This is a genomic window from Bacillus cereus group sp. MYBK220-1, from assembly GCF_051916445.1.
Lineage (GTDB): Bacteria > Bacillota > Bacilli > Bacillales > Bacillaceae_G > Bacillus_A > Bacillus_A cereus.
On the sequence record NZ_JBQAGQ010000011.1, the window covers coordinates 81983 to 107675 of the forward strand.

Here is a 25693-nt window from a genome sequence, read left to right on the forward strand (position 1 = left end):
GTTTAAAGTATGTGAGACTTGTTACAAAGCTGTGTGTATATTTTGAAAGAATTATGTCGATTATCTGAAAATATCTTATTTTTACTATAAAGCGATATCCTTTTTGAGTTTTTCATATTTTGGTACACTATTTATGTAGTGTAAACGAGAGAAAAGAGGGTTCCTTACTATGAAGTCATTAGAAGAGATTTTGCAGTACAATGAGAAATTTGTTGAAGAGAAAAAATACGAAGAGTATGAAACAGGAAAATTCCCGAATAAAAAAATGGTAATTATTTCTTGTATGGATACACGACTTGTTGAATTATTACCAAAAGCAATGAATATGCGTAACGGTGATGTGAAAATTATTAAGGTAGCAGGAGCTGTTATCTCACATCCATTCGGAAGTATTATGCGTAGTATTTTAGTTGCTGTATATGAACTTGGTGCTGATGAAGTTTGTGTAGTTGGTCACCACGATTGCGGTATGGCAAAAATTCAGGCAAGCAGTACAATTGAGAAGATGAAAGAGCGCGGTATAACAAATGAGAAATTAGATACACTCCGTTATTCTGGAATCGATTTAGAAAGATTCCTACAAGGGTTCTCTAGTGTAGAAGAAAGTGTAGAACATAGCGTATCGATACTTCGCAACCATCCGTTACTTCCAGAAGAAGTACCTGTTCACGGTCTTGTTATCGATCCTGAAACAGGAAAATTAGATTTAGTTGTGAATGGTTACGACAATTAAGAATTTACTTTGTCATCCTTTTTATCTGGGACAGGATCAAATCCTCCCGGGTGGAAAGGGTGACATTTTAATATACGCTTACAAGTAAGCCAAAAACCTTTGAGTGCACCATGTTTTTGAAACGCCTCTAATCCGTAATGAGAACAAGTCGGATAAAAACGGCATGTTGGTGGTGTCATCGGAGAAATGAATTTTTGATAAAAGCGTATAATCCCAATAAAAATCTGTTTCATAACGGTCTCCTTTTCAGCATATTCTTAAAGTATTATAGCACGACTGTACATAATACTTTACTAATGTGAATTTCCGTTATATCATATTGGATATAACGGAATTAAATTAAAAGCGGGAGAGATGTTGTATGCCATCAGTAGAAAGCTTTGAATTAGATCATACGATTGTAAAGGCACCTTATGTAAGACATTGCGGAGTTCACAATGTAGGTAGTGACGGTATTGTAAATAAATTTGATATTCGTTTCTGCCAACCGAATAAACAAGCAATGAAACCAGATGTTATTCATACGTTAGAGCATTTATTAGCATTTAATTTACGTAAATATATTGATCGTTATCCGCATTTTGATATTATCGATATTTCACCGATGGGCTGCCAAACAGGATATTATCTTGTAGTAAGCGGAACACCGACAGTACGAGAAATCATTGATTTATTAGAACTAACATTAAAAGATGCGGTTCAAATTACAGAAATTCCAGCTGCAAATGAAACACAATGTGGTCAAGCGAAGCTTCACGACTTAGAAGGAGCACAACGCTTAATGAACTTCTGGTTAAGCCAAGATAAAGATGAACTTGAGAAAGTGTTTGGATAAAAAGGAAAACTGCCTGTGAAAGGGCAGTTTTTTTATTGTACTAAGAGCGAACATACTCTTCTTTTTTATGAAAATATATTAGATACTCCAACATATAAAACAAAGGCAGAACCGAGAAAATAAACAAATGCTTTTGCTTTTTCCCGTTTCTTCATTTCATCAATTCCAAAAAGGATAAACATAATACTTAAAAGGATAAACACGTAAGGTAAAAGAATAGTGAAGTTTGCAAAGAAGCTAAATAGGGCGAGAGAAAGAGCGATAGTGGCGATTATGATTTGAATGTTTTTTTACATGGAATCCCCCTAGTAGAAAGAAATAGTTACTGAGAGAAAATAATTATAAATGCTAAATTGATCGAAATTTTATTCTACATGTAGCGAAAGAGTTTGATATTAAAAAGAAGAATATGAGACTGGAAACGAAAAAATACGGGATGCTCATTGATTTTCGTCCGGATTTCAATTCATTAATTCCTAGAAGAATAAAGAAACAACTGAGAATAAATTGTACGTATGGGAGAAGTGAAAAATTATCGGTAACATGGATATAAGTGCTTAGAATGAGTAAGAGAAGCATGAGAAATGCTAAAAAACTCCGTAATATAGTTAGAGTTAGCATTGTATAGCCTCCTTTAGACCATTTATCGGAATATTTCTGTGAAACCAATAAATAAAGCAGCGGCTCCTGCTAGTAGAGCGAGCGCACTACCTCCTGTTTGCTGTTTTAATATTTCCTCTAAACTTATGGTGAGGGCCATAACTCCTAAAGAGATAAACATATACGGCATTATTTCTCTATTACTAGTAAAAAATCCATAGATTGCTATACATAAAGCAATAAGTGATAAAGTAATCCGTACTCCTTTTAGCATGCATGTACCTCCTTTTATTTGATATAGCTAATGATGAGAACAATCCAAATGAAAGCACCGGCAATAATACAAATAAATCCAGTTGCTGCCTCCTTTTTCTTTATTTGTTCAAATGCGATGAGAAACATTAAAGCCCCTAATAGAAATTGTGAAAGAGGTAAAAAATTATTTTGACCTGTATATAATCCAATTGCCGACATAATGATCACAGTGAGTGCTACTATGATGCGAAGTATACGAAGCATATTAGGAATTCTCCTTATTCTTTTTTGTATAAGGATTGTCTTCTAGTTTATCGACGGAATGTTTATAAGCATAGCCTTTATTAATTGTCATGATGGAGAGTACGAGGATGATTAGGACGATGATAATACCGATAATTAATATTTTGAACATAAAATCCCTCCTTTTCTTTATTTTACATAATTTTGTAATTGATGAAAACAATAGAAATTAAAAGGATGAAAGAAGGGTGTTACATGGAGACGAAAAAAACATATTATATATCAATAGGAAATGGTCAAATTTCACAAGTGAAGACGGCGGATACGTATAATTTTGAGATTTCCGCAAATGATGAGGAAATTACGGAATTAAGAGAGCACTTTGATCAAGCATATGTAGAAGATTTAGGGTCATTTGTACGCTCCCACGTTCCATTTGTTGAGTATCATCACGATTCAAATAATGACCGATATGATGAACAACTACAAAAAGCATATAAAATGATTTACGATTTAGGAAATCATGAGACGAAAGAATTAGTCGCGCAAATGGGAATAATCAATGGATTGTAATTGGATAATATTATGCAGAAAAGCGAGAATATGCTACAATTTGTGGTAGGAAAAACTTGTAACCATCAATAGGGGAGTAATGGCATGTACAAATTTAAAGATTATTACCACAACACTGTACAATTATCGTTTGAACGTTATCCATTTTCTCCTGAGCCAAAGCATGTTTGGGTTGTATGCCGGTACGGGGATCAATGGTTATTAACGCATCATTTACGTCGCGGTCTTGAATTTCCGGGTGGTAAAGTAGAACTAGGGGAAACACCGGAAGAAGCGGCAGTTCGAGAGGTTCATGAAGAAACCGGCGGCATAGTTTCTGATTTAACTTACTTAGGACAATACAAAGTATCTGGAAAAGACAAAATAATCATTAAAAACATTTATTTTGCAACAATTAGTGCGGTAGAAGAACATACGCATTACGAAGAAACGAAAGGGTCTGTTTTATTAAAAGACATTCCTGACAACATTAAAACGAATAGAAAATTTAGCTTTATAATGCGCGATGACGTATTAGCGCGTACGATGAAACATATAGAAGAAATCGGCTGTTTTACGAAGTAAAGTAGCCGGTTTCTTTTTTTGTATGTAAGAATAAATGTAAATATATCTTTACATTATTTTGGGTATATTATACAATTTTGTAAAGATATATTTACATTTTAGGAGGGGGAAGATGGATAAAAGAAAAGAAACGACTGTTACTGTTTCGATGGTTAAATTAAACTTTTCTTTATTTTTTATAATAATTGCTTTGTCGTTTGGAATTGGTTATTTGCATATATTTCTTTCAGGTGGGGTTCAAGTCGAAGTTACATTATTAACGATGTTTCTTTTTATTATCGCAATGATTGTTCTCGTTTGTATTCATGAAGCGATACATTTAATTGGCTTTCGCTATATCGGAGGTGTTCCGTGGAGTGAACTAAAATGGGGCGTTAATTGGAAATTAGGTGTTGCATATGCTCATTCTAAACAGGCGGTTACAGTAAAGCAAATGAAGAAAGTGTTAATGCTTCCGTTTTTACCAACTGGAATTTTGCCAATTGTATTGGGATTAGCTATGAATCTGGAGCCACTCTCATTTTTAGGAATTCTACTAACAGCAGGGTGTATCGGCGACATTGCCGTATATCAAAAAGTTTCAAAGTTTCCAGATGATGCGCTAGTAAAAGATCATCCGAGTAAACCACAGTTTACAGTGTATGAATAATAAGAGGAGGCGTTTTTGAAAAACGCCTCCTCTTATTATTGTTACTTTTGGTTGGTGAATTGATATATTGTGAAAATCGCTGATATAATTTATTTGTTATTATTGTGTTGATACCTCCACCTCTAAAAACGAAAGCACCTCCAACAAATCATCTACGATACGTGAATGCTTAAAATCACCCCAAAACGAATCTTTTTTCCAAACACCAAGAATCCCTACTTGTTCAGAACCAAGCACATCGTTTTCTGGATGATCTCCAACATAAAGACATTCTTCTGCCTTAACATCTAGTCTTTGCAAAGCACGTTCGAAAATTTCAGGGTGAGGTTTTTTTATTCCTTCAGCTTCTGAAACGAGAATGGTGTTTGTATACGTATGTATATGTAGTGCTCGAAGGTTGCTCATCTGAAATTCAGTAAAACCATTTGTGATAATACCAATTTTAATGTTTCGCTGTTTTAACTGTTGAAGTAGTTCATGCGTGTTTTTGAAAGGAATACAATGATGTTGGAAGTTTGTAATATAGTCGTGTAGTAGTTGCTCTTGCGTTAAAGTAGTAATGTTGTATTCGGAAAGGAGAGTAGCATATACTTTATCCTTCCACGTATAGCCATTATTATCGAGTTCAAGAAATCGAGAACAATACTCTGATTTCTCTATGCTCTTCAAATGTGAGGCGAAGCGATTATATTGCTCACAAATAAATTGTTCTAAAGATTGGCGCCGATCTAATAGTGTTCCATCTAAGTCGAATAGGATTGCACGAATCATGGGAAGCCTCCTTGCAGTTTTTATAATTAATTATCGCATATTCGCAAAAAAATGATTATGATATTTTGTAGAATGGAATAATGGGGGATTGTATGAAGAAACTGTATGGCAAGTTAGTGTGTTGTATTATAGCAAGCGGTTTAGTTGCAGGATGCGATAGTGCTATCGAGGTTACAAAAGAAAAAGAAATTTGTAAAACAGAAGAAGAGTGCACGCAAATAGGAGATAAAACATTACAAAAAGTATATAAAAAGATAGAGGGACTTTCAGAACTTGAAAAAGTAGAGGATTATGACATAGAAGAGTATGAAAGTATGAATATGAAAGAGGCGGAACAGAAAAAAGAAGAGGATGACAATTACTTCTTTTTAGCTTCTTATTATATCGATGATGATGAAATTGTAGATCCTTATTTTGAGAAATTGGATCGTAAGAGATTGAATAAAGTTTTTGCAGATGACGAAGTAGCAAAAGATGATTTGTTAAGTCAGCGACAAGATAGAGAGTATCATGAAACCTTATGGGACATGTATCGCACTCTCGTCCCAGTGAAATATCGTGAGAATATAACAGGATTTGGTCTAATAACGGATGGTTATGATGGCGTTGTTGCCCATGTCATGCCAAGGATAGATGACCCGAGAGATTGGGTGCTTAGTTTAGACGTGCTGGATTCTGGGGTGAATATAGATGAAGTGATGAAAACATTAATTCATGAAACGGCTCACGTATTAACGATTGGACATAAACAAGTACCAGTGGATAGAAAGTATTTAGAGGCGTTTGATGAAGAGAAAGACATTTCATCATATCGAAATAAATGTAAAACGGTGTTCTTGAAAAATGGATGTGCGAGAAAAACTTCGTATATTAACCAATTTTATAATGAATTTTGGAAACCAATTGAGCAAGAGTGGACAGAAAAGAAAGTAGAAGAAAGTGAAGAGGCACAAATTGAATTTTATAAAGAAAAGCATGATGATTTTGTATCGCTATATGGAACAACAAATGTAACGGAAGATATCGCAGATACATTTACAGCGTTCATTTTACAAGATTCAAAAAAAGTGAAAGAAGGAACAGAGTTAAAATATAAGAAAATTGCTTTCTTCTATCAGTTCCCTGAGCTTGTAAAAATGAGAGCGGAAGTGCTGTCAGGATTATATGATGTTTCGAAAACGATAGAACAACAAAGTGGAGACTAATGTGAGTTATGCTTTCGATATAGTTTCGTTAAAGAAAAGCGTGAAGAATTTTTAATTCTTTGCGTTTTTTCTTATGTTGATAAAATTGAAAATTCTGTATTTTTATCAAAAAGAAGAAGGAACTGGAGGCACAAAAGAGAATTAGTATAAAAATGTCACAATTTAGACACAATTATAATGCGCGTGTTGTAGGGACTATAAGTTTACTCTCGAGGAGGTAATGAAACGTATGAAAACGATTCTTGCTGTTGCTGGTCTCATTTGGGTAATGTCTCACGGTTTTCCGATTTTTGAAGGGGAGCAAATTCGTAGTGCTTTGAATGAAAAGTTTAATGATTATCATGTGATAGATCGAAAAGATAATGTCGTTACAGTACGTGTGAAAGACTGTTTCCATACAGTTACGGTTGCGGATGGAAACATTACAAATGAAACGAAAATGTGTGATAAAAGGTAAAAGAAAGAAGCTGACTATAGCGCACTGTTTTGAGTCAGCTTCTTTTTCTTTTTCCAATTAGAATTTTTTCAAATGCCTCAACAAATACATACATAAGAGTTGCAAGAACACATGTGAGTAGTACGCTAAGTAAGACGAGTGTGAAGTTAAAGACTTGGAATCCGTAGCTAATTAAGTAGCCAAGTCCTTGTTTGGAAACGAGAAGTTCTCCGAAAATAACACCAACCCAGGATAAACCAACATTTACTTTTAACGTTGAGATAATTGCTGGAAAGGATGCAGGGAGAACGACTTGCTTATAACATTGCCATTTATTTGCGCCAAATGTGTCCATCACTTTTATATAGTTAGAATCGACTTCTTGAAATGCACTGTAAATAACGAGAATGGTAATGATGATGGAAATGATTACTCCCATTGCGATAGAAGATGAAATGTTTGGACCGAAAATAACGATGATGATTGGACCGAGTGCAACTTTTGGCATTGCATTTAGGACGACGAGGTAAGGATCAAGTACGCGGGCTAGAAGTGGCATCCACCAAAGGAACGTGGCAATAATAGCACCGAGTACCGTTCCGAGAATGAAGCCTACTCCTGTTTCCAGCAATGTCGTCCATATGTGGACCCAAAGTGAACCGTCGATCCATTTCGTTAAGAAGAGATCCCAAATACTCGAAGGAGAGCTAAAGAGTAAAGGATCAATCCATTCTTTTTTGCTAGCTATTTCCCATAGTGCAAAGAAAAGAATAAGTAGTAAAAGTTGTAGCGAGCGAGCAATCCAAGCGCGTCTGCGTTCGTTCTTTCGAAATTGTTCATGTAGTTGTTTTATATTATCCAAGTCGTTCCAGCTCCTTCCATATATCTTGAAAGAGGGCTGGGAAATCGTAGTGATGGCGTGCTTCTAACGGTGATAAAGAACGGATACTTTCCGGGACGATAAAGGTTTTTGCGATTTTTCCGGGATTCGCTTGCAGTAAATAAATACGATCACTCATCGCGATCGCTTCTTCAATATCGTGAGTAACAAGTAGTGATGTTTTCTTATATTTATTTAGTAAGTTGAAAACGAGTTCTTCTAGTTTTAACTTCGTTTGATAATCGAGTGCGGAGAATGGTTCATCTAGTAATAAAATTTTCGGATCAGTCGCTAATGTTCGAACGAGAGCGGCACGTTGACGCATACCGCCGGATAGTTCACGAGGATATTGTTCTTCTACACCATGAAGACCGACTTGTTTTAAAAGATTTAAAGTATGTTCTTTCATCTGCTCATCATAAATCTTTCGAATATGAAGTCCAAGCATAATATTTTCTTCAATCGTTTTCCAAGGGAATAAGTAATCTTGTTGCAACATATATCCCATAGATGATGTTTTCGTTGTAATCGGTTCACCATCTAAAAAGACGATACCGTCAATTGGATCAAGTAGTCCAGCAATGATTGAGAGGAGCGTTGTTTTACCGCAACCACTTGGACCGAGTATAGAAATAAATTCGCCTTCTTCCACTTGTAAGCTCATATCTTCAAGAATAAGTTTGGCATTCTCTTTTGCAAAAAAGCAGTGAGAAACGTTACGTATTTGTAAAAAACTCATACACTTCGCCTCTATTTCTTAATAACGCTTTCGGCAATTTTTGTATTGACGAGCGCTTCATGTGGGACTTCTTTTTGTAATTCACCAGCGTCTTTCATAATCGTTTGGAGCTGTTTCCATTCTTCCGCATCTAGTAGTGGATTTGTCGCATAAGAATGTTGCTTTTTATACCGTTCAATTACTTTTACTGTAATGTCTTTTGAAGTGTCTTTAAATAGCGGGGAAACAGCATCAGCAATCTCTTCTGGACTATGTGTATCAACCCATTGCTGTGCTTTATAGAGCGCACGTGTGAACTTTTCAGCAGCAGCTTTATCTTTCTTTAAGAAACTTTCTTTTGCCATGAATGTTGTATAAGGAACAGTACCAGATTCATTTCCGAATGAAGCGACGATATAACCTTTACCTTCTTTTTCGAATATGCTTGCAGTCGGTTCAAAGAGCTGGACAAACTCTCCTGTACCAGATGCAAAGGCATTTGCAATATTAGCAAATTCGATATTTTGAATTAAGTTCGTATCTTTACGAGGATCAATGCCATTTTTCTTTAAAACGTATTCCCCAACCATTTGCGGCATGCCGCCTTTACGCTGTCCTAAAAATGTAACACCTTTTACGTCATTCCAATTAAAAGAGTCTAGTTTTTTACGTGAAACTAAAAATGTCCCATCTGTTTGTGTAAGCTGTGCAAAGTTAATGACAGGGTCTTTCGCTCCTTGTTGATGAACGTAAATAGACGTTTCAGAACCGACGAGAGCAATATCAATTCCGCCAGATAATAGGGCGGTCATCGTTTTATCGCCACCAGCTGTTGTTTGTAGGTCAATATTTAGTCCCTCATCTTTAAAAAATCCTTTTTCAATCCCAACATATAATGGGGCATAGAAGAGAGAATGGGTAACTTCGCCGACGCGAATGTTTTGAGTTTGTTCTTTCGTACCTTCTTTTTTACTACTACAAGCAGCAAAAGTAAAAACAGCTAGTAATATGATGCAAAAAATCGCGATTAATTTTTTCACTATATAACACCTCCCAGAAGTCACTCTACAAGCATGATATGTAGGTAAGTGCCCATATGTGAGTGTAGATAGCAGGAATTTTTTTGGAGGTAAAGAAGTACAAATATAAGGGGTGATAAAATGGAGTACGAATACGATGATAGCGTACATTTACATCTTGATTATTTCGGGACAGAATGTGATATGGAATCGATTGCTTATAAGAGGAAGAATGAAGACGTATGGGATGTGTATTTTAATTTTGGAGTATACGGTATTCAGAAAGACGATGTAGAGTTAGGTAGGTTTATGGATGAATATGCCGGTTATTACGTTTTTTCTGTACATGCTCGCGACCTTAGTTGGGAATTTGGAAGTGCCCAGTTTGAAGAGTGGGTTTTGAAAAATCGGATAGTAGAAAAAACGCTACAAAAATAGGAGGAATTTTGTGATTGGATTTCTCATCTTATTATTTATTTTTGTGGCCGGATTTTTTATTATGCAAATGCTTATTTACCGATTTGTAAAGAAAAACATCCATAAATATACAAAAATAAAATGGTTTCATATGTGGCTACATATGAATATGAAAAAAAAGGCCCGAGATTAGATTTTTTTGATTTTGTAGTTACAGTACTCGTATGTATCGTATGGAAAATATGGCTGCTTCCTTTTATATAATACACATGCTAATCATCTTCTCTTTTATCATAAAATAACGAAAAGAACCTGTCTTGTGGCGGGTTCTTTTCGTTATAGTAATAGTTGTAAAAAACTTGCATTTATACATAAAACAGTGAGTGGTGTTGTGAAAGATATTTTGACAAATACAGAAACACATACATACGGAATTAAAGTGTAATTACAGAATGGACAAATTGGCCGTGTGTAAAGTGTGGGGAATAAGAAAGAGGTCGTCCAACGGTGGACGACCTCTTTCTTATTATGCTTGGTTAGTGCGGAAGAATGGAAGTTTCTGCACAATGTGAATTAATCCGTATGCAAGAATTAAGCACATAAGAGGATTAATGAAAAATCCATAGCGATTAATTGCTAAGAATAAGTTTGAGAAGATAATGTAAATAATAGAACTTGCTACTAGCATCATAACGCGTTTATGTTTAAATGAATTTAGCATGAAGCAGAAGCTGCTCAAGAATGTACCGATGATAAACACTCTATGACATAGTTGCATAAAGTTGTGAATACGGTATTGGTCTACAGCAGGAGCTGTTTTGAATAATTCAATTGTTTTACCGACAGTGAACCAAGAGAACCAATAAGTGAAGTCCGTCTTAAATCCGTTCTTGATTAATTCTTTTGCGTATGCACCTTTGTCATCTAAGCCTTTAGCTCTCATTTCATTTACTATATTTTCATATCCAATTTTATTAAATGGATCTGCACCGGCAATTAGTGGATCTGCACCTTGGGTTGAGAATAAAATAAATTGGTTGAGTGCTAAGTAGTTACGAACAACCCATGCGCCAATAATAAAGAAAGGTCCGATAAACCATAACAATCCGATTCGAATGGAGTCTTTAAATCCATATGTAAATAACACAACAAGAACAGGAATGAGCATCATTGGAGCTGGATTTGGACGGAACATAAGTAAAATTGAAACGACAATTCCAAACCATATATGGAATTTCACTTTATTGTATTTCCATGCGAGAACAAATACATATACACATAACGCCAATAAGAATATGGATGGAACTTCTGTTAGCAATGTACGGAAGTATGTATAGTTACTTGGATAAATAGCATATAAAATACTTGCAACAATTCCATAAATGTTTTTTTCGAACAATTCTTTTCCTATTAAGAATACTAATAGCACTGTGCAAAGGTTCATGATCATGTTAATAACAGTTGCTACGTAATAGTAAGGAATTGATGTAATATCAGAAATAATCATAGCGCCAGCTAATAGTAATGGCTGACCTGGTGTAATATATGCATTTTTTCCTGGAACTTCACTAGGTTCTAAATACACATAACCAAATACACCATGTTTTAATAGTTGTTCAGCTGTTAACGAATAGTTAAAGGCATCATTTGCACCATATGTTACTTTGACTAACTCTCCATCTAATCCTGGCTGTTTTACTAAACAAAAAACGTGCAACAGGAAAGAAAGCGCCAAAATTACATATACCGCTTTAGGCAAACTCTTAAACTTAGTAAGCAAAAATGAGCAACTCCTTTTTTATTAATTCTTTCGTATTTTTATGTGAAATCTTTAATAGTATTAAGGATTTCCAAAACATAGTTATTATATCATAAAGTGGAATGCTGAAATTAAGTTTTTCAAGAATGAGTAATTTGTATGCCACAATTTAACTGTTGATTAAGGGAATATTAAGACAATACATTTATGATAGAAACAAGTATGCAGACGAAATATGTAATATATGTTATTTTAATAGAAATAGTTCTTTCGATGCGGGGGAAATTAAGACATAGAAACGAGGGAATGAATTGAAGTATGGTTCTACACTTTTTCATCTTCCAAAAAGAAATATATTAATTTCTAGCATTATAAGTAGTATGGTGACTTTATTAGTAATAACTATGCTGTTTATGATTTTAAAGGTTTTCAATTTAGACATGATGAAAGATCATTTAAATCAAAAGCTTGTTTTAAGTGTTATGATGATTTTCGTATGGGGCATAACGTTTTATATTACGCATTTCAATAAAAAAGAGATGTCTATACTTAGAGCATCCCTACGAGTGCATTTTATATTATTTTTGCTAGCTCATACAGTAGCGTTATTTTATATTGTCATGCAAGTTAATATGAGTTTCATAGAGGCAATGAATTGGATTTACTTTTATAATATGCAGTTTATATTAAGTTTTGTAGTAATTTATGCAATATATATTCTTGTATATAATTTAATAGGTAAGGTTTTTCTAAGTATGGTTTTAACGAGCTGTACGTTAGTCATTTTATGTATTGTGAATTATTTGAAGCTTATTTTCAGAGGTGATCCGTTATATCCTTCTGATTTCACACAAATTACGCATATGCAATCTGTTATACCGATGGTGATGGACTATTTTAGTTGGAGTTATATTTTTGTCATTATCGTAAGTATCGTAGCTTGTATTGTAGCAGGGATATATATGAGAAGGTATATTCAAAATGTAAAGATTCATCTAGGAATAAGAGCCTTATTAGTAGTAGGATCTATTTTTGTTCTATATGCGTATGGTAATTTTGCGAATACATTTATGAATAAAGTATTTCAAAAATCAGGTGTAGATTTTGTTTTGTGGAATCAAAATGAGAACTATGCTTCAAATGGTTTTGTACTTGGGTTTATTAGCAATTTAGATACAACAGTTATGGAAAAACCAAAAAATTATTCTAAAGAAAATATGCTTCAAATAGCAAACGATATAAAAAAACAATATAGTGGAAATATAGGGAGCCAAAATAAAAAAGAGAAACCGAATATTATTTTTGTAATGAGTGAATCGTTTTGGGATCCGACGAAAGTAACTAACCTTTCTTTTAGTGAAGATCCTGTACCAAATTTACATCATTATATAGAAAACTTTCCTGGTGGACAAACTATTTCTCCTACATTTGGGGGGAATACGGCGAACGTTGAATTTGAGGCATTAACAAGTTATTCAATGAGTTTGTTAAAGCCAGGTTCTATACCATATCAGCAGGTTATTACAAATAAGAAAGAAATTCCATCAATTCCTACAGCGTTGAAAAAAGAAGGTTATTATACAAGTGCAATTCATTCATTTGGTCGCACATTCTTTAAACGTGATGATGTATATAAGGTGTTAGGGTTTGATAAGTTTAATGCAGAGGACACGATGGAAAATGTGGATATTGATGGAGATTATATTAGTGATTTAGCGATGAGTAAAGAGATAATTGCTGAGTTAGAGAAACAAAAACAACCTACATTTATTCATGCAGTTACGATGCAAAATCATTTTCCATTTACAGAGGGCCGATTTGGTGAAAACCTAATCGAAATTAGTGGTCTAGAAAATGAAGAATCAAAGGGAGAATTAGAGACGTATACAGAAGGATTAAGACGTTCAGATGAGGCTCTTCAATATTTAATAGAGCAACTAGATAATTTTGATAGACCTACATTATTAGTATTCTTTGGAGATCATCTTCCATCATTAGGAACAAATAAATCTTTTTATAAAGAAAATGGGTATATAACGAATGAAAAAACACCGAATGAACGTTTAGCGATGGCGCAAACACCGCTATTAATGTATGCAAACTTTGATATGCCAAATGATAATTTAGGTTTAGTAAGCCCAATTCATTTTTCTAATCTTATTTTTGATTATGCAGGATTAAATAAATCCTTATTTTATCAATTTTTATCGGAACTTTACAAGGAAATACCAGTGCTTAGAGATGAATTAAAAGTTGATAAAAATGGAGAAGTAATCAATGATTTAACAAAGAAACAAAAAGAAATGTTAGAGCAATATAAAATGCTTCAATATGATTTACTCGTTGGAAATCAATATAGTAAAGATATCCTCTTTAAATAAAAGAAACAAAAAGAACTTGTATAACGATACAAGTTCTTTTTTCATAGTATTTAACGGGGTAACCAGACAAGCTGGGTTTAGGGAGTATTACTTGTACATTTAGTATATATGAAAATGTAATCGTTTTATTTGTGTATTTGTGAGAAATATGTGAATTTTATGTTTTGTGAAAAATCGATTGTATTAACTTTCGTTCTTGTATTGCAGTTGTTATGCATGTAAAAATTTTATCAGTTCTTTATTTAATTCATCCGCTTGATCGATTGGTGAACCATGACCACTATTTGTAAGAGCATGTAACTGAGAATTTTTAATTCGTTGTTGCGTAAGCTCAGCACTTTTGTAAGGAATTAGTTGGTCGTGAACGCCGTGGAAGATTTTTGTTGGGACGTTAATTTTATTTAAATCTTTCGTTACATCTTCATTTGCAGCTGCTTGTAAAATTTTTATAAGGGCATAAGAAGCGGACTGCATACCGAGATAAGAAAACCATTCAAGGGTTGCAGCCCCTAAGTTTCTATTAAAAAAGGATAAAGATACATCATTTAAAAATTTTGGTAAATTAGCATACATTTGATTAATGAGAGCATCTGCTTGTTCTTTCGGTACACCGTAAGGGGACTCTTGATTTTTAACGAAAGAGGGGGAGACAGCGTCAATTAATGCGAGCTTAGAAATGCGGCGCCCATTATAGCGAGACATATAGCGAATAGAAAGAGCACCACCAACTGAGAAACCGACTAATGTAGCGTTCTCTACTTGAAGTGCTTCCAGAACAATTGCGATATCATCCGCTAATCGATCATACGTGTAACCAGTCCATGGCTTATCAGATTGTCCATTCCCTCGTATATCCATGGCGATACAGCGAAAGCCATGCTCTGGTAAAATATTGAGTTGATATTGGTACATTTGATGATTTAAAGGCCATCCGTGAACGAAGAAAACAGTCTTACTACCTGGCCCAGGATTAATGTCTTGCACAAAAATATGCACATCTTTCTCGACAGTAACAAACATAAATTTCCCCCTATTTTATGAATATGCTCTATCCCAAAAGCGTTGTTTTGTCATAGCTTTAATAAATTCATTTGCTAGCCTTGTAGGGTCTTGTTCTATTAAAATACCAGGCTTTCCTTCGATATTTAAAGATTGAATAATAGAAGAGCCCTTTTGGAAGGAGCCAATCGGCTTAAAGTGATTATATGATTTTACGACAAATGAACTTACTTTGTTAAGAAAATGATCATCCATCATAAAGGAGTGGTGAGCTTGTTAAGAAAATATCATTTACTTCCCACTGTCCATTTGGCGTTCCCTGCACTATGCCTAAGCGTTCGGAAACGATCACTGGCAGTTAAAGAGTTTTCATTGTTTGAAATTTTAACACCTGTATTTGTTGTCATTTCCTTTCCTTCGTTTTCACGCGTAAAAGATTGGAGTTGTTCGGTCTTTTTATTTTTTTTGCCATCCATAAAAAACACCTCCCATAATATACGTATTAATGATCATAGATTTTATGCTCTGTATACAGTCTAAATATATTGCGTTTTTGGTACGATTTTCCTCAAATGTTCGATTTATCTTTGTTTGTCTATGAAAATCATTTATTATAATAAATGGTATTCTTCGAGATATTATTTTGAAGGGGTGTTGAAGTGAAAGAAAGTTTTCTATCATATAAAGAAGAAGAAAGAAATGCAAAAATCCTTTTATGGGTGTTATATGTCATTGTTATTGTATATCAAATTTTCTATGCAATCGTATTAGAAGATAAATCAATAATGGATAAGGGATATAATATAATATGGCAAGTTATTTGCGGAGTAGCAATACTGTGCGTGAATATATATTTAATGAAAAAAGAGAAGGCAAACCTTGTTAAATATGCATGGATATTTGCATACATAGGGATAGAACTCGCTAATATATTTTCGTATGTTTTTTATAATAAGGCGGCGTTTGATGCGACAAATATAATAGAAATTATTCTCATTTTCTTTGTACCTATATTTTTAAATAAAAAATTCTATGTGTTTTTACTTTCCTCTATTGTAGGAAAATATTTAATTTATTTATTTGTATTAGAGGAAGTAAAAGCATTTATGTTCCTTATTATGTATACACTTATGTTAATAGCTGCATATATCATTTTAAACAGATTTTTACAATATCTTTCAGCTGTAAAGGAAAGTATTGCGATTGCTAGTGAATCACAGAAATTAGCAGTAATCGGAAAAATGGCAGCGACGGTTGGACATGAAATTAAAAATCCACTTGCTTCATTAAAAGGATTTACGCAATTACAACGAGAGAAGCATGAAGAGGATCCTATTTATAAACGTATGATTTTTGAAATAGAAAATATGAATAATATGATAAGTGAGTTAATGGAAGTTGCTACATGCAAACCTTCTATTTATAAGAAACATGATGTAGGAAAAATTGTATTACAAGTAATAACAAGTCTTCGTGAAAAAATAGATGAATTAAACATTCAGTTTATTTCTAATGTGGAAGAAAAAACAATAGAAGTTGAATGTGATGAACGAAAAATAAGAGGAGTCTTTGTATATACGATAAAAAATGCTTTAGAGGCAATGGGACAAGGTGGCATATTACATTTACAATTAGAAAATAAAGGGAAAGAATATGTAATGATCAGTGTGATCGATAATGGTCATGGTATTAAGCAAGAAAACTTACCCCGTGTTACAGAGGCCTTTTATACAACGAAACAAGATAAAATTGGTCTGGGACTGACGGTAGCGAATCGAATTGTCGCCGAGCACCTTGGTGAGTTGCATATTTCAAGTGAAAAAGATATTGGAACGAGAATAGACATCATTCTCCCAAGGAAGTGTGGAAATACTGAAATCCAAGTGGAAGAAAAGCTAGGAGTTACCATATGAATAAAGGCTATATATTTAAAAATGAAGAAATAAAGGCGCTGAAAGCATTTTTAAGTTTATTTTTTATTATATTTTTCGTATATGATCTTGCCTATGAATTTATCGTACCGTTAATCGGTGGAGAGCAAGAAGGTGTAGGAGAGTTTGAAGATGGTTTAGGTTTATGGCTTTACTTTTTGATGGTGGTATTGTTTTGCATTGGAATATACTTTATGAAATGGAAGAATGCTTTTGCGGTAAAGTATATTATTCTAATTGGCTATAATGTATTAGATTGTATCCATAACATTATGATTTATTATGGTAGCGATGCAGAATTTGACGGTGGAAATATAGTAGAAGGATTTTTTATTTTGTTTGCACCAATCTTTGTGAATAAAAGATATTTCTGGTTAGTTCCAGCGATACTTATCGGAAAGTATGCTCTTACAGGAATCATTATTCAATCTTCTCTCGTTTTAATCCCAATGGCATTATATAGCGTATTTACTATCATATGTTGGATTATATTTTTAAGGGTTCAGTCTTACGTTCGTACGCTTGAGATGATGGACAAAGAAATAAAACAGACAGAAAAACTAGCAGCTGTTGGAAAGATGGCAACGGTTATTGGTTATAAGATTAGAAGACCTTTAGCAAACTTAAAAAAACTTGTGAATAAACAAGCAGACAAGCATCCAGAGGATAAAATTTATAGTGATATTATGAAACAAGAAGTAGATCGGATTCATATAATTGCTACAGAACTTAGTGGATTTGAGAAATCTAAATCACTAGAATCAGAAACTCATAACATACAAGAAATTATCTCTTATGTTATTCGAGTTATGGAAAAGCCAGCTTTAAAACAAGGAGTCTACATACAAGGTATTTACAGTAAAGACTTACCATCAATTATATGTGATGAAAAACGATTAAAACAGGTCTTTTTTAATTTAATCAAAAATGCAATTGAAGCAATGTCAGTTGGCGGAACAATTACGATTAAAGTTACTGTAAAAGATGGAATCATCGTTCAAGTGAAAGATGAGGGATGCGGCATTCCGAAAGATAAAATTCCAAAGTTAAATGAAGCCTTTTATACAACGAAAGAAACAGGAACTGGTCTAGGTTTAGTAGTTACAGAAAAAATTATTAAAGACCACAACGGTAAAATGAGTTTTGAAAGTGAAGTTGGGGTTGGAACGACAGTTGAGGTTATGTTACCACTGCATTAACTACAAAAACATCACTTATTTGGAAGTGATGTTTTTTATTTTATCTCGCTATTTGTGTATAGTAAAAATCTCATTTTATCGATAAAGAATGTATGATGTGTTTCTAACATCAAAATGTTTTTTGAAAGTTTTCAATATGGATTTCCTAGAAAAATTTAGATTATAAAAATTAATAGTTTTTTTCTAAAAAAACTATTTTCTTTTTTGGGTTTTAATGGTATATTCAAAACACGATAAATAAATACCTATATTTGGCACACTATTCGAAAGGATAGGTCGCAAAGCTAAGAGTCTAAAGTAATGAAAATTACTATGATAGTCTGGTTGCAGTTTGGATTTTCACACATAGTTGTATGTATGAAAATCGAAGAGGCAACCGGATTTTTTTATTGTCTCAAAAAGAAAAAATAAATGGGCACACTATTCGAAAGGATAGGTCGCAAAGCTAAGAGTCTAAGGTAATGAAAATTACTATGATAGTCTGGTTGCAGTTTGGATTTTCACACATGTTGTGATGTATGAAAATCCAAAAGGCAACCAGGCTTTTTATTTTCTAGGAATATACACTATGATTGTAAATTTAGCTGGAAAATAAATTCAATGTTCGAAATATTCGGTATATAGGAAGCGAGGGAGGGAAGTACATTGCAAAAACAAATAGGGAAATTTGGGCGTATACTTCTCGCTGGAGGAATATTATTTACACAAGTTGGTGTGCTAGACTACTCTGCAACGAAAGTTTATGCGGTTACAAACGACGAGCAAGGACGTTTTATCGTTCATATGGATAAACAAGAAATAAAAGTTGATGAAAATGTAGTATTAAAGATTACAAATACAAATAAACAAGATGCTAATATCGAGCTGAAATTATCTAATGAGCAGCTGTTTAATGAAGCAGAAACGAAAAAAATGAATGAAAACAATAAAGCGATTCAAAACATTTCAGTAACAGAAGATCACATTGTAAAAATTGAAAAGAATGAACAAAGTAATTCTATCGGTGACGTATATGTAGTCATTCAAATGAAAAAAGCTGGAGAGTACAAATTTGAACCGATAGTGAAGTTTGAAGGGAATGAAAAGAAAATTGAATCTCCTTCTCTACATGTTGTAGAGAAAAAAGAGGCTTTACATGTAGCTATTTCTGATGAAAATCGAAAGGTTTCAGAGGAAGTTGTGAAAAAAGAAATCAGTGAAACAGTGAAAGTATCGGAAGAAAATAAAAAACAAGAAATAAATGCTACTAATGCTGAAATTCCAAAAGAAACGAAGACTTTAGCGAAAGAAAAGGTTAATGAAGAACTCGTATCAAAGGGAAATGAATTAAAAGAGAGCAATAAGGTCAACGAAAATAATCAGGAATTACCTGCTATTCAAGCTGAGAAGGTATTAAAGAGCCAATCTCTACTAGCTGCTAGTCCTGTTACAAGTATTCTTAAATATCCAAATGTAAAGGTAATAAATAATAGAACAGGTGAAGGGCCTTCTATCTCGGGTAAATATGCTTTTAGATTTGTTTGGAGCCCACAAGTAACATATGAGGTAAAGGGTAGTAGCGATGACAGAACTGGTCAAAGTCAATATACATTTAGAAATTCAAATAGAGAACAGTACGTATTAGTAAAAAAAGCTGGTGAATATCAAGGGAAATGGATTGATGTCCGTATTAATATTCACTCTATGACAGCTTCATCTGTAGATGTTAAAACACCAATAACTAAAGGTGATGCAAAAAACTTTTTACAATTATATGGGAACGGAAGGTCAGGACAAACTTATAATGCTTCCTTTGAATTTTATGAGCACGGAACAAGTAAAAAAGTACCATTAACGGCAATGTGGAATTTTAAAAGGATAAATAGTTATAAAAATGTTACGTTGCGTAATGATGGTAGTCATTTAACGAATTTATACGTGTATGATACGAGTTCAATTAGGTATCAAGATAAAGGGAATAATAAAATAGAGTTTTCTGGAACAGCAGGCCCAGTAGCTACTCCAGAAGCAGATATGACAATTACATTTGATAATTTAACAGAATTACCGCTAGAAGTTAGATTAAATGCTTCAGGTGTTAATGTAGCATACGACCAATTAGCGATCGCACAAATTGAAATTCCAGCTCCAAGTGTAATAGGAGATATTGTGGAAGATAATTCCCGTCAACTTTCTTATAAGGTATATCAAAATATGCCTGCTCAATCGAAAGATATTCACTATGCGAAATCTTTTGTATTAGAAAGTGAAGTGAATAAGGATTTTACTGTGAATGATGTTTCCATTCAAGATGTGGAGAGTGGAGATGATGTAAGTAGCTTCTTTGATATTAATAGGAAAAACAATAAAGTCACTGCAGTTGCGAAAGAAAATGCGCTAAAAACAGAAGAATTCAACGGGAAAATTTACGAGATGACAATTACAGGTTCTCCTGTAAAAGGTGCCGATGTAATGAAATATTACAAAGGTGGTTATCTTGAAATACCGGTGTCAGCTAAAAATTATTTAGATGGCGATAAGAATGGGCAAGATAGTAATCGAGATGGAATCGCAAAAATAAGGTATAAAGGTATTCCAATTGGGAAATCAGTCCCACAAAAAGTAGTGCAAGGAACAGATTTAACAAAAATGGATATTTCTAAATTTGTGACAGATTTATCTGTAGATACGAATTTGGATGTAGATAAACCAATATCAGTAGTGAAGTTAATTAATATTCCGGATACCAAAATAATAGGGAATCATACTGTAACGGTTGTAATTGAAACGAAGCAAGGTGTACAAGCGGAAATTCAAGTTCCAGTTACTGTTGTTGATGGAACTTTAAAGTTAGTAGACGTACCAAAAGAAATTACCTTTGGAGATTTAACAATTCCATCGAAAACAACGACATACGCACCGAAAGCGATCTCAAACCCTTTAAAGGTAACCGATGATCGTGTTAAAAAGCAAAAATGGAGTGTATATGTAAAGGAAATTACACCGTTAACTTCAGCACAAAATGACACATTGACAGGAGCATTGATTTACAAACGAAATGGAAAGGATACACCTTTAAGTACTTCTAGTATAGAAGCATTCTCGTATACTTCTAAAAACGACGAGGAGGTTTCACTAAATTGGAAGGAAAACGAGGGAATTCATTTACAAGTAAAACCAGGGCCGAATGTCAAAGCAAATACAAAATATTCCGGACAGCTAGAATGGACATTAACCGATGCTCCTCTCTAAAAATATATGAAATATATAAATTTTAGAAAGGAGAGAGTAATGAAAAAAATAGTTGGTATTATCGTTTCCACATTTATATGTGTGCCGTTTCTTATGGCAAATGTAGTAACGGCTACAAGTGCGAATTCAAAAGCAGGTATTACATTTTCGAATAGCTATACACCAAATACATCAACTGATCCGACAAAGATAAATCCAAAAAAAGAGACAGTTGATAAAAATAAAAATGGAGATAAATATTTACCGAAAACAGGAGGCCAGACACGGGACTTCAAACAATATATAGGATTGTTTTCTATTGTTTTATCTCTATATGTATTCAAAAGAATTAGGGGAAAGCAAGTGTATTCAAAATAAAAAATAGATGAAAACAGAGAAAAGGGGAAGGTACATATGAAACTAGCAAAATTAGCATTAATTGGTGCAGTATCATTAACATCAGTTGCAGCAGTAGGAACTTCAGCATTTGCGGAAGAAAAAGCAAATATGAAATCTAAAACAGATGTAATGTTTATTGAAGATACAAGCATAACAGATCCAAATAATCCAGAAAATCCAAATGAAAAAGTTACACCAGAGAACCCTGGTGACCATGAAAAAGGAACAAAAGGTCCATTAAGTATTAACTACGTTTCTAACTTACACTTCGGCGAGCAAGTTATCTCTGGTAATGATCAAACGTACTTTGCAAAATTGGACAAAGTGAAACAAGGGAGCAAAACAGTGGAAGTACCTAATTTCGTATCTGTAACAGATAACCGTGGTACAAATGCAGGATGGAAATTGAAAGTAAAGCAAAATGCACAATTTAAAAGTGGTAATAGTGAGTTAACAAATGCAGCTTTAAGCTTAAGTAACCCAGCTGTAAATTCTGTAACTGATGCACAATATGCACCTACCACATTTAAAGATAAAGTAACACTAGCTCCAGGTGGAGATGCGGTGGAAATTGCTACTGCCGCAAAGAATAAAGGTATGGGTGATTGGACGACTGCATTCGGTAAAGGAGCAGAACAAGGTAAGCAGAGTGTGAGCTTATTCGTGCCAGGTACGACAGCAAAAGAAAAAGGTGCGAAATATTCAGCTGAGCTAACTTGGACTTTAGAAGATACACCAAACTAAGGTTGTATAAGATTGAAAATTAAGAATAAATGAATTTTAAAAAATAAAGGAGTATAAAACTATGAAACTAGCAAAATTAGCATTAATTGGAGCGGTAACATTATCATCAGTATCAGTAGGGACGTCTGCATTTGCAGCTGAGAAAGATGGCGGGAAATTAGATTCAAAAGCATTCATTAAATTCGAGAAAAATACAGATAAAATTGATGTTGTTAATCCAGAGAATCCAGATGAAACTGTAGATCCAGTTGATCCAGATAAAAAAGGTACAGATGGTCCACTAAGTATTGATTATGTATCTAACTTCAACTTTAAAACACAAAAAGCATCAGGGAATAACGAAATCTATTTTGCAGAATTAGATAAAGTAAAGAAAAAAGTAGACGGTTCTGTAATTGACGTGCCAAACTACGTTCAAGTAACAGATAACCGTGGTACAAATGCAGGATGGCATTTAACAGTAAAACAAAATGGTCAATTCAAAACTGCAGATGATAAAGCGTTGGATGGCGCAGCATTAACATTAAAAAATTCAGCTTTGAAATCAAATGCAGGTAGCGATGCACCAACAGCAGAACAATCTATCACATTAAATCCAAGTGGTACAGCATCTGATTTAATCGATGCAAAAGAAAATCAAGGTATGGGTACATGGGTAAATACGTTCGGTAAAGATGCAACAGAAGCGAAACAAAGCGTAGAGTTATCTGTACCAGGTAAAACGAAAAAAGAACAAACACAATACACAACTTCACTAACTTGGGAACTAACAGACGCTCCTATGTAGGTAAGAGGAATTTTAAGATAAAAGAGGAAAATGAGAAGAGATAAGGGAATGGCTTTAACCTTATCTCTTTCTTGTCTATAAAATGGATATGAAGGGGACTACATAAGAGATGGTAAAAAAACTATTTACTAGCTTACTATTAATTACATTCTTCATGATAAACGCTTTTTCAGTATATGCAGCTGAAATGAAATTTGCTGTGACAGCAGTTATACCAGAAAATCAAATTGATAAAAATCAAACGTATTTTGATTTGAAAATGCAACCTGGACAAAAGCAAACAATTCAAGTCCAAATGAAAAATGATACGAATAAAGAAGTTGTGGTAGAATCGTTTGCTAATACAGCAATTACGAATAGCAATGGTATTACAGATTATAGTACAGTAGAACCGAAAACGGATTCTACTTTGAAATATCCGTTTTCTAAAATTGCTAAAATGCCAAAAGAAACGAAAGTCCCAGCTAACAGCATAGTGACAGCTGATATAAACTTGGAAATGCCAAGTGAGTCGTTTGATGGTGTTATTCTAGGTGGTTTATACTTTAAAGAAAAAGAAGATGAGAATGCAAAGAAAAAAGATGAAGGTGTGCAAATTGAAAATAAATATGCATACGCAATTGGTGTTGTTTTAAAAGAAACAGATGCTGAAGTAAAACCAGACATGAAATTAAACGAAGTAAAGCCAACACAAATTAACGGGCGTAACGTCGTTACTGCAAATTTACAAAACGTAAAGCCAGCAATGTTAAAAAATTTAAGTGTTGATGCAAAGATATATAAAGAAAAAGGTACGGACGTTTTATTTGAAGCGAAAAAAGAAAATTTAAGAATGGCGCCAAACTCAAACTTTGATTACGCTATTAGCTGGGAAAACAAAGCATTTGATCCAGGAACGTACCGAGTAGAAGTGAAAGCTACTGATGGCGATCAAAAATGGGAATGGACGAAAAAATTTACAATTGAAGGCAAGACAGCTGATAAGTTAAATGATACAGCGGTAGAAGCGAAAAAAGACTACACACTATATTACATTATCGGCGGAGTACTACTGTTAATTATATTATTAGTTCTTGTGTTCTTCTTAGGTAGACGTTCTAACAAAGAGGACGATAACGAAAAATAATATATTGATAGTGTAAAAAGAAAATAATGGATGTTTTACTATGAAAAATATATAATGGCTTTGTCTGTTATTTGTTGTAGTTCATTTATATTTCTATTTGTTGACCCGAATTTCGGGTCTTTTTTTATGAAATGAATTGCTATATATCGGTAATTAGAAAAATAGAATATACAGCACTTGCAGTAATTCCAGGGGTAATATAAAGGGATATAGCATCTCCTCTTGCAACTGGGTTTCCAGTTGTAATACTAGTCCAAGTTACAGTAGCGGGACCTACTGCCGGAGTAGGATTAAATACTTGAATTTGTCCTGCTCCGCTATCCGTTGGTTTAATGGAAAATACCATAGTTCCAGTGTTTCCGTTAGAACTGCTGTTGCGTCTGCCGTCGCAACTAAAGCAATTAAGTGGTACATATAAGTTCTCCTTTCTATATTTTGAAAATCTAGTTTTTAAAATATAACTAATATATATTATGAATTCTATATTTTTGTATGGCAGATCGTATTTTGTGTCTAGATTTCAAAAATAGGGTGAGAGTGTATTGTATATCGAATTTTTTTCTATAAATACAGAATAATAAGTAGTTATAAAATATCTATTACTTATTTTGAAAATCTAGTATTTAATGAGACGAGAAAATCATCTGTTTTCTTAATAAAATCATCTGGTTGCACAGTAAATGTAGCAGATTGATAGTTTGGTAACCATTGTACGCCAATCGTTCGTACATCTGCTTGTTTTCCAGCAAGTATGTCAGCATCACTATCCCCAATAAAAATTGCTTCGTTTGCATTTACATTTAATGTATTTAATACAAAAAGAATACCTTCAGGGTCAGGTTTTGGCTTCATTACATCATCTCCAGCTACTATACAGTCGAAGAAAGAAACTAATCCTAATGCTTTTAGAGAAATGTCCAGGCTTCTTCTTGCTTTTCCAGTTACGATAGCTAACTGAAACCCTTGTTTTTTTAAATGTATTAAAAGGTCTACTATTTCATGATTTCGCTTTACGTAATCATGATGCTTTTCTTCATAACATTCATAGTATCTTTCAACTGCTACTTCTTTTTCTTCAGAAAGTAAGTTCTCATGAATAATACCAACTTCACTTGGACCAAACATAGAAAGAATCTCTGCTTCAGTAATTTCTTTATTATCAAATTGCCAAAAAACGTTTTGAAACGAGTAATAACATAAAGGTAAAGTATCAGCTAGTGTGCCATCAAAATCAAAAATAATTGTACGTAGCATTTTCTC

The 25693-nt window shown here is 33.7% G+C and carries 29 protein-coding genes, 4 pseudogenes and 2 riboswitches; of the genes and pseudogenes, 18 read left to right on the plus strand and 15 right to left on the minus strand.

The features are described 5' to 3' along the window. Window positions 1–169: 169 nt before the first annotated feature. Window positions 170–733: a beta-class carbonic anhydrase gene (locus ACTFRU_RS27395; RefSeq protein ID WP_000838169.1), complete on the plus strand. Its 564-nt coding sequence runs from the start codon at window positions 170–172 to the stop codon at window positions 731–733. Here the strand turns inward: ACTFRU_RS27395 and yidD are convergent. After that, complete coding sequence (gene yidD / locus ACTFRU_RS27400; RefSeq protein WP_000809334.1) at window positions 730–966, minus strand: membrane protein insertion efficiency factor YidD; 237 nt, start codon at window positions 964–966, stop codon at window positions 730–732. The genes ACTFRU_RS27395 and yidD overlap by 4 nt on opposite strands. A gap of 128 nt (window positions 967–1094) precedes the next feature. Here yidD and luxS point away from each other — a divergent pair, with 128 nt between their 5' ends. Beyond that, window positions 1095–1568, plus strand: a complete 474-nt coding sequence (gene luxS, locus ACTFRU_RS27405) for an S-ribosylhomocysteine lyase LuxS (RefSeq protein ID WP_001141371.1) — start codon at window positions 1095–1097, stop codon at window positions 1566–1568. A gap of 65 nt (window positions 1569–1633) precedes the next feature. Here the strand turns inward: luxS and ACTFRU_RS27410 are convergent, their stop codons facing one another. From ACTFRU_RS27410 to ytzI, 4 genes are all read right to left on the minus strand, one after another. Beyond that, on the minus strand, window positions 1634–1852 hold the full coding sequence (locus ACTFRU_RS27410) for a YczI family protein (protein ID WP_232481219.1): 219 nt from the start codon (window positions 1850–1852) through the stop codon (window positions 1634–1636). 359 nt (window positions 1853–2211) lie between these two features. Further along, entirely contained in the window at window positions 2212–2442 is a 231-nt protein-coding gene (locus ACTFRU_RS27415; protein WP_025710000.1) for a DUF3953 domain-containing protein, read from the minus strand. A gap of 14 nt (window positions 2443–2456) precedes the next feature. After that, window positions 2457–2687: a DUF3953 domain-containing protein gene (locus tag ACTFRU_RS27420; protein ID WP_000944453.1), complete on the minus strand. Its 231-nt coding sequence runs from the start codon at window positions 2685–2687 to the stop codon at window positions 2457–2459. A 1-nt stretch (window position 2688) separates the two neighbouring features. Next, on the minus strand, window positions 2689–2838 hold the full coding sequence (ytzI, locus tag ACTFRU_RS27425; protein WP_000472791.1) for a YtzI protein: 150 nt from the start codon (window positions 2836–2838) through the stop codon (window positions 2689–2691). An 83-nt stretch (window positions 2839–2921) separates the two neighbouring features. Between ytzI and ACTFRU_RS27430 the strand changes: the two genes are divergently transcribed. The 3 genes from ACTFRU_RS27430 (at window position 2922) to ACTFRU_RS27440 (ending at window position 4452) form a co-directional block, all read left to right on the plus strand. After that, window positions 2922–3239, plus strand: a complete 318-nt coding sequence (locus tag ACTFRU_RS27430; RefSeq protein WP_000448409.1) for a hypothetical protein — start codon at window positions 2922–2924, stop codon at window positions 3237–3239. 84 nt (window positions 3240–3323) lie between these two features. Beyond that, entirely contained in the window at window positions 3324–3803 is a 480-nt protein-coding gene (mutTA, locus tag ACTFRU_RS27435; protein ID WP_000276385.1) for an antimutator 8-oxo-(dGTP/GTP)ase, read from the plus strand. A gap of 112 nt (window positions 3804–3915) precedes the next feature. After that, window positions 3916–4452, plus strand: a complete 537-nt coding sequence (locus ACTFRU_RS27440; protein WP_000361288.1) for a DUF3267 domain-containing protein — start codon at window positions 3916–3918, stop codon at window positions 4450–4452. Window positions 4453–4551: 99 nt separating this feature from the next. On the opposite strand, the gene ACTFRU_RS27445 is transcribed toward ACTFRU_RS27440, so the two are convergent. Beyond that, complete coding sequence (locus ACTFRU_RS27445; RefSeq protein ID WP_000617250.1) at window positions 4552–5223, minus strand: HAD family hydrolase; 672 nt, start codon at window positions 5221–5223, stop codon at window positions 4552–4554. 92 nt (window positions 5224–5315) lie between these two features. On the opposite strand from ACTFRU_RS27445, the gene ACTFRU_RS27450 reads away from it, so the two are divergent. Both ACTFRU_RS27450 and ACTFRU_RS27455 read left to right on the plus strand, forming a co-directional pair. Then, window positions 5316–6428 carry a hypothetical protein gene (locus tag ACTFRU_RS27450; RefSeq protein WP_025710001.1) on the plus strand — a complete coding sequence of 371 codons (1113 nt, stop codon included), beginning with the start codon at window positions 5316–5318 and terminating at the stop codon, window positions 6426–6428. A 229-nt stretch (window positions 6429–6657) separates the two neighbouring features. Further along, window positions 6658–6885: a hypothetical protein gene (locus ACTFRU_RS27455; RefSeq protein WP_000849112.1), complete on the plus strand. Its 228-nt coding sequence runs from the start codon at window positions 6658–6660 to the stop codon at window positions 6883–6885. 34 nt (window positions 6886–6919) lie between these two features. Here the strand turns inward: ACTFRU_RS27455 and ACTFRU_RS27460 are convergent, their stop codons facing one another. From ACTFRU_RS27460 to ACTFRU_RS27470, 3 genes are read right to left on the minus strand one after another with little or no spacing between them, the layout of a single operon-like run. After that, window positions 6920–7726: an ABC transporter permease gene (locus tag ACTFRU_RS27460; protein WP_000368798.1), complete on the minus strand. Its 807-nt coding sequence runs from the start codon at window positions 7724–7726 to the stop codon at window positions 6920–6922. Continuing rightward, the gene (locus ACTFRU_RS27465; RefSeq protein ID WP_000009022.1) at window positions 7719–8483 is read right to left on the minus strand and encodes an ABC transporter ATP-binding protein; all 765 of its coding nucleotides are present in this window, start codon (window positions 8481–8483) and stop codon (window positions 7719–7721) included. The genes ACTFRU_RS27460 and ACTFRU_RS27465 overlap by 8 nt, the downstream gene beginning before the upstream one ends. Window positions 8484–8494: 11 nt before the next feature. After that, window positions 8495–9502 (minus strand): ABC transporter substrate-binding protein, encoded by a 1008-nt coding sequence (locus ACTFRU_RS27470; RefSeq protein ID WP_025710002.1) that lies wholly within the window; start codon window positions 9500–9502, stop codon window positions 8495–8497. Window positions 9503–9622: 120 nt separating this feature from the next. On the opposite strand from ACTFRU_RS27470, the gene ACTFRU_RS27475 reads away from it, so the two are divergent. From ACTFRU_RS27475 to ACTFRU_RS27485, 3 genes and pseudogenes are all read left to right on the plus strand, one after another. Then, window positions 9623–9919, plus strand: coding sequence for a DUF3986 family protein (locus tag ACTFRU_RS27475; RefSeq protein ID WP_000455580.1), 297 nt, complete (start codon window positions 9623–9625; stop codon window positions 9917–9919). 10 nt (window positions 9920–9929) lie between these two features. After that, a pseudogene (locus ACTFRU_RS27480) lies at window positions 9930–10162 on the plus strand (hypothetical protein). A 109-nt stretch (window positions 10163–10271) separates the two neighbouring features. Continuing rightward, window positions 10272–10343 (plus strand): annotated as a pseudogene (locus ACTFRU_RS27485) (DUF2196 domain-containing protein); the annotation flags it as partial. 81 nt (window positions 10344–10424) lie between these two features. Here ACTFRU_RS27485 and ACTFRU_RS27490 read toward each other — a convergent pair. After that, window positions 10425–11678: a glycosyltransferase family 39 protein gene (locus ACTFRU_RS27490; protein WP_000956221.1), complete on the minus strand. Its 1254-nt coding sequence runs from the start codon at window positions 11676–11678 to the stop codon at window positions 10425–10427. A gap of 290 nt (window positions 11679–11968) precedes the next feature. On the opposite strand from ACTFRU_RS27490, the gene ACTFRU_RS27495 reads away from it, so the two are divergent. Beyond that, window positions 11969–14038, plus strand: coding sequence for an LTA synthase family protein (locus ACTFRU_RS27495; RefSeq protein WP_000873636.1), 2070 nt, complete (start codon window positions 11969–11971; stop codon window positions 14036–14038). A 210-nt stretch (window positions 14039–14248) separates the two neighbouring features. Here ACTFRU_RS27495 and ACTFRU_RS27500 read toward each other — a convergent pair whose 3' ends face one another. The 3 genes and pseudogenes from ACTFRU_RS27500 to ACTFRU_RS27510 form a co-directional block, all read right to left on the minus strand. Continuing rightward, the gene (locus tag ACTFRU_RS27500) at window positions 14249–15058 is read right to left on the minus strand and encodes an alpha/beta fold hydrolase (protein ID WP_025710004.1); all 810 of its coding nucleotides are present in this window, start codon (window positions 15056–15058) and stop codon (window positions 14249–14251) included. A gap of 15 nt (window positions 15059–15073) precedes the next feature. Beyond that, window positions 15074–15392, minus strand: a pseudogene (locus ACTFRU_RS27505) (catalase); the annotation flags it as partial. Next, window positions 15325–15513: a hypothetical protein gene (locus tag ACTFRU_RS27510; RefSeq protein WP_025710005.1), complete on the minus strand. Its 189-nt coding sequence runs from the start codon at window positions 15511–15513 to the stop codon at window positions 15325–15327. The gene ACTFRU_RS27510 and the pseudogene ACTFRU_RS27505, both read right to left, overlap by 68 nt. Before the next feature lie 183 nt (window positions 15514–15696). Between ACTFRU_RS27510 and ACTFRU_RS27515 the strand changes: the two genes are divergently transcribed. The 7 genes from ACTFRU_RS27515 (at window position 15697) to ACTFRU_RS27545 (ending at window position 24433) form a co-directional block, all read left to right on the plus strand. Further along, window positions 15697–16950, plus strand: coding sequence for an ATP-binding protein (locus ACTFRU_RS27515; RefSeq protein ID WP_025710006.1), 1254 nt, complete (start codon window positions 15697–15699; stop codon window positions 16948–16950). Beyond that, window positions 16947–18167, plus strand: a complete 1221-nt coding sequence (locus tag ACTFRU_RS27520; protein WP_001032627.1) for an ATP-binding protein — start codon at window positions 16947–16949, stop codon at window positions 18165–18167. The genes ACTFRU_RS27515 and ACTFRU_RS27520 overlap by 4 nt, the downstream gene beginning before the upstream one ends. Window positions 18168–18410: 243 nt before the next feature. Beyond that, window positions 18411–18499, plus strand: a riboswitch (cyclic di-GMP riboswitch). Window positions 18500–18571: 72 nt separating this feature from the next. Next, window positions 18572–18660: riboswitch (cyclic di-GMP riboswitch) on the plus strand. A 152-nt stretch (window positions 18661–18812) separates the two neighbouring features. After that, window positions 18813–21398, plus strand: coding sequence for a WxL domain-containing protein (locus ACTFRU_RS27525; protein ID WP_025710007.1), 2586 nt, complete (start codon window positions 18813–18815; stop codon window positions 21396–21398). Between the two features lie 39 nt (window positions 21399–21437). Further along, window positions 21438–21755, plus strand: a complete 318-nt coding sequence (locus ACTFRU_RS27530) for a hypothetical protein (RefSeq protein WP_025710008.1) — start codon at window positions 21438–21440, stop codon at window positions 21753–21755. 36 nt (window positions 21756–21791) lie between these two features. Further along, on the plus strand, window positions 21792–22520 hold the full coding sequence (locus tag ACTFRU_RS27535) for a WxL domain-containing protein (RefSeq protein WP_025710009.1): 729 nt from the start codon (window positions 21792–21794) through the stop codon (window positions 22518–22520). 61 nt (window positions 22521–22581) lie between these two features. Further along, window positions 22582–23307 (plus strand): WxL domain-containing protein, encoded by a 726-nt coding sequence (locus tag ACTFRU_RS27540; RefSeq protein WP_025710010.1) that lies wholly within the window; start codon window positions 22582–22584, stop codon window positions 23305–23307. Between the two features lie 109 nt (window positions 23308–23416). Continuing rightward, window positions 23417–24433 carry a DUF916 and DUF3324 domain-containing protein gene (locus ACTFRU_RS27545; protein WP_025710011.1) on the plus strand — a complete coding sequence of 339 codons (1017 nt, stop codon included), beginning with the start codon at window positions 23417–23419 and terminating at the stop codon, window positions 24431–24433. A 139-nt stretch (window positions 24434–24572) separates the two neighbouring features. Here the strand turns inward: ACTFRU_RS27545 and ACTFRU_RS27550 are convergent. Both ACTFRU_RS27550 and ACTFRU_RS27555 read right to left on the minus strand, forming a co-directional pair. Continuing rightward, window positions 24573–24791, minus strand: a pseudogene (locus ACTFRU_RS27550) (collagen-like protein); the annotation flags it as partial. Between the two features lie 245 nt (window positions 24792–25036). Continuing rightward, window positions 25037–25687, minus strand: a complete 651-nt coding sequence (locus tag ACTFRU_RS27555) for an HAD family hydrolase (protein ID WP_000946544.1) — start codon at window positions 25685–25687, stop codon at window positions 25037–25039. Window positions 25688–25693 lie beyond the last annotated feature (6 nt).

What these genes read in the sequence shown, in the direction of transcription:
- ACTFRU_RS27395 (WP_000838169.1), top strand. Translation starts at nt 170, where the DNA reads ATGAAGTCATTAGAAGAGATTTTGCAGTACAATGAGAAATTTGTTGAA.
- yidD (WP_000809334.1), bottom strand. Translation starts at nt 966, where the DNA reads ATGAAACAGATTTTTATTGGGATTATACGCTTTTATCAAAAATTCATT.
- luxS (WP_001141371.1), top strand. Translation starts at nt 1,095, where the DNA reads ATGCCATCAGTAGAAAGCTTTGAATTAGATCATACGATTGTAAAGGCA.
- ACTFRU_RS27415 (WP_025710000.1), bottom strand. Translation starts at nt 2,442, where the DNA reads ATGCTAAAAGGAGTACGGATTACTTTATCACTTATTGCTTTATGTATA.
- ACTFRU_RS27420 (WP_000944453.1), bottom strand. Translation starts at nt 2,687, where the DNA reads ATGCTTCGTATACTTCGCATCATAGTAGCACTCACTGTGATCATTATG.
- ytzI (WP_000472791.1), bottom strand. Translation starts at nt 2,838, where the DNA reads ATGTTCAAAATATTAATTATCGGTATTATCATCGTCCTAATCATCCTC.
- ACTFRU_RS27430 (WP_000448409.1), top strand. Translation starts at nt 2,922, where the DNA reads ATGGAGACGAAAAAAACATATTATATATCAATAGGAAATGGTCAAATT.
- mutTA (WP_000276385.1), top strand. Translation starts at nt 3,324, where the DNA reads ATGTACAAATTTAAAGATTATTACCACAACACTGTACAATTATCGTTT.
- ACTFRU_RS27440 (WP_000361288.1), top strand. Translation starts at nt 3,916, where the DNA reads ATGGATAAAAGAAAAGAAACGACTGTTACTGTTTCGATGGTTAAATTA.
- ACTFRU_RS27445 (WP_000617250.1), bottom strand. Translation starts at nt 5,223, where the DNA reads ATGATTCGTGCAATCCTATTCGACTTAGATGGAACACTATTAGATCGG.
- ACTFRU_RS27450 (WP_025710001.1), top strand. Translation starts at nt 5,316, where the DNA reads ATGAAGAAACTGTATGGCAAGTTAGTGTGTTGTATTATAGCAAGCGGT.
- ACTFRU_RS27455 (WP_000849112.1), top strand. Translation starts at nt 6,658, where the DNA reads ATGAAAACGATTCTTGCTGTTGCTGGTCTCATTTGGGTAATGTCTCAC.
- ACTFRU_RS27465 (WP_000009022.1), bottom strand. Translation starts at nt 8,483, where the DNA reads ATGAGTTTTTTACAAATACGTAACGTTTCTCACTGCTTTTTTGCAAAA.
- ACTFRU_RS27475 (WP_000455580.1), top strand. Translation starts at nt 9,623, where the DNA reads ATGGAGTACGAATACGATGATAGCGTACATTTACATCTTGATTATTTC.
- ACTFRU_RS27500 (WP_025710004.1), bottom strand. Translation starts at nt 15,058, where the DNA reads ATGTTTGTTACTGTCGAGAAAGATGTGCATATTTTTGTGCAAGACATT.
- ACTFRU_RS27510 (WP_025710005.1), bottom strand. Translation starts at nt 15,513, where the DNA reads ATGGATGGCAAAAAAAATAAAAAGACCGAACAACTCCAATCTTTTACG.
- ACTFRU_RS27520 (WP_001032627.1), top strand. Translation starts at nt 16,947, where the DNA reads ATGAATAAAGGCTATATATTTAAAAATGAAGAAATAAAGGCGCTGAAA.
- ACTFRU_RS27530 (WP_025710008.1), top strand. Translation starts at nt 21,438, where the DNA reads ATGAAAAAAATAGTTGGTATTATCGTTTCCACATTTATATGTGTGCCG.
- ACTFRU_RS27535 (WP_025710009.1), top strand. Translation starts at nt 21,792, where the DNA reads ATGAAACTAGCAAAATTAGCATTAATTGGTGCAGTATCATTAACATCA.
- ACTFRU_RS27540 (WP_025710010.1), top strand. Translation starts at nt 22,582, where the DNA reads ATGAAACTAGCAAAATTAGCATTAATTGGAGCGGTAACATTATCATCA.
- ACTFRU_RS27545 (WP_025710011.1), top strand. Translation starts at nt 23,417, where the DNA reads ATGGTAAAAAAACTATTTACTAGCTTACTATTAATTACATTCTTCATG.
- ACTFRU_RS27555 (WP_000946544.1), bottom strand. Translation starts at nt 25,687, where the DNA reads ATGCTACGTACAATTATTTTTGATTTTGATGGCACACTAGCTGATACT.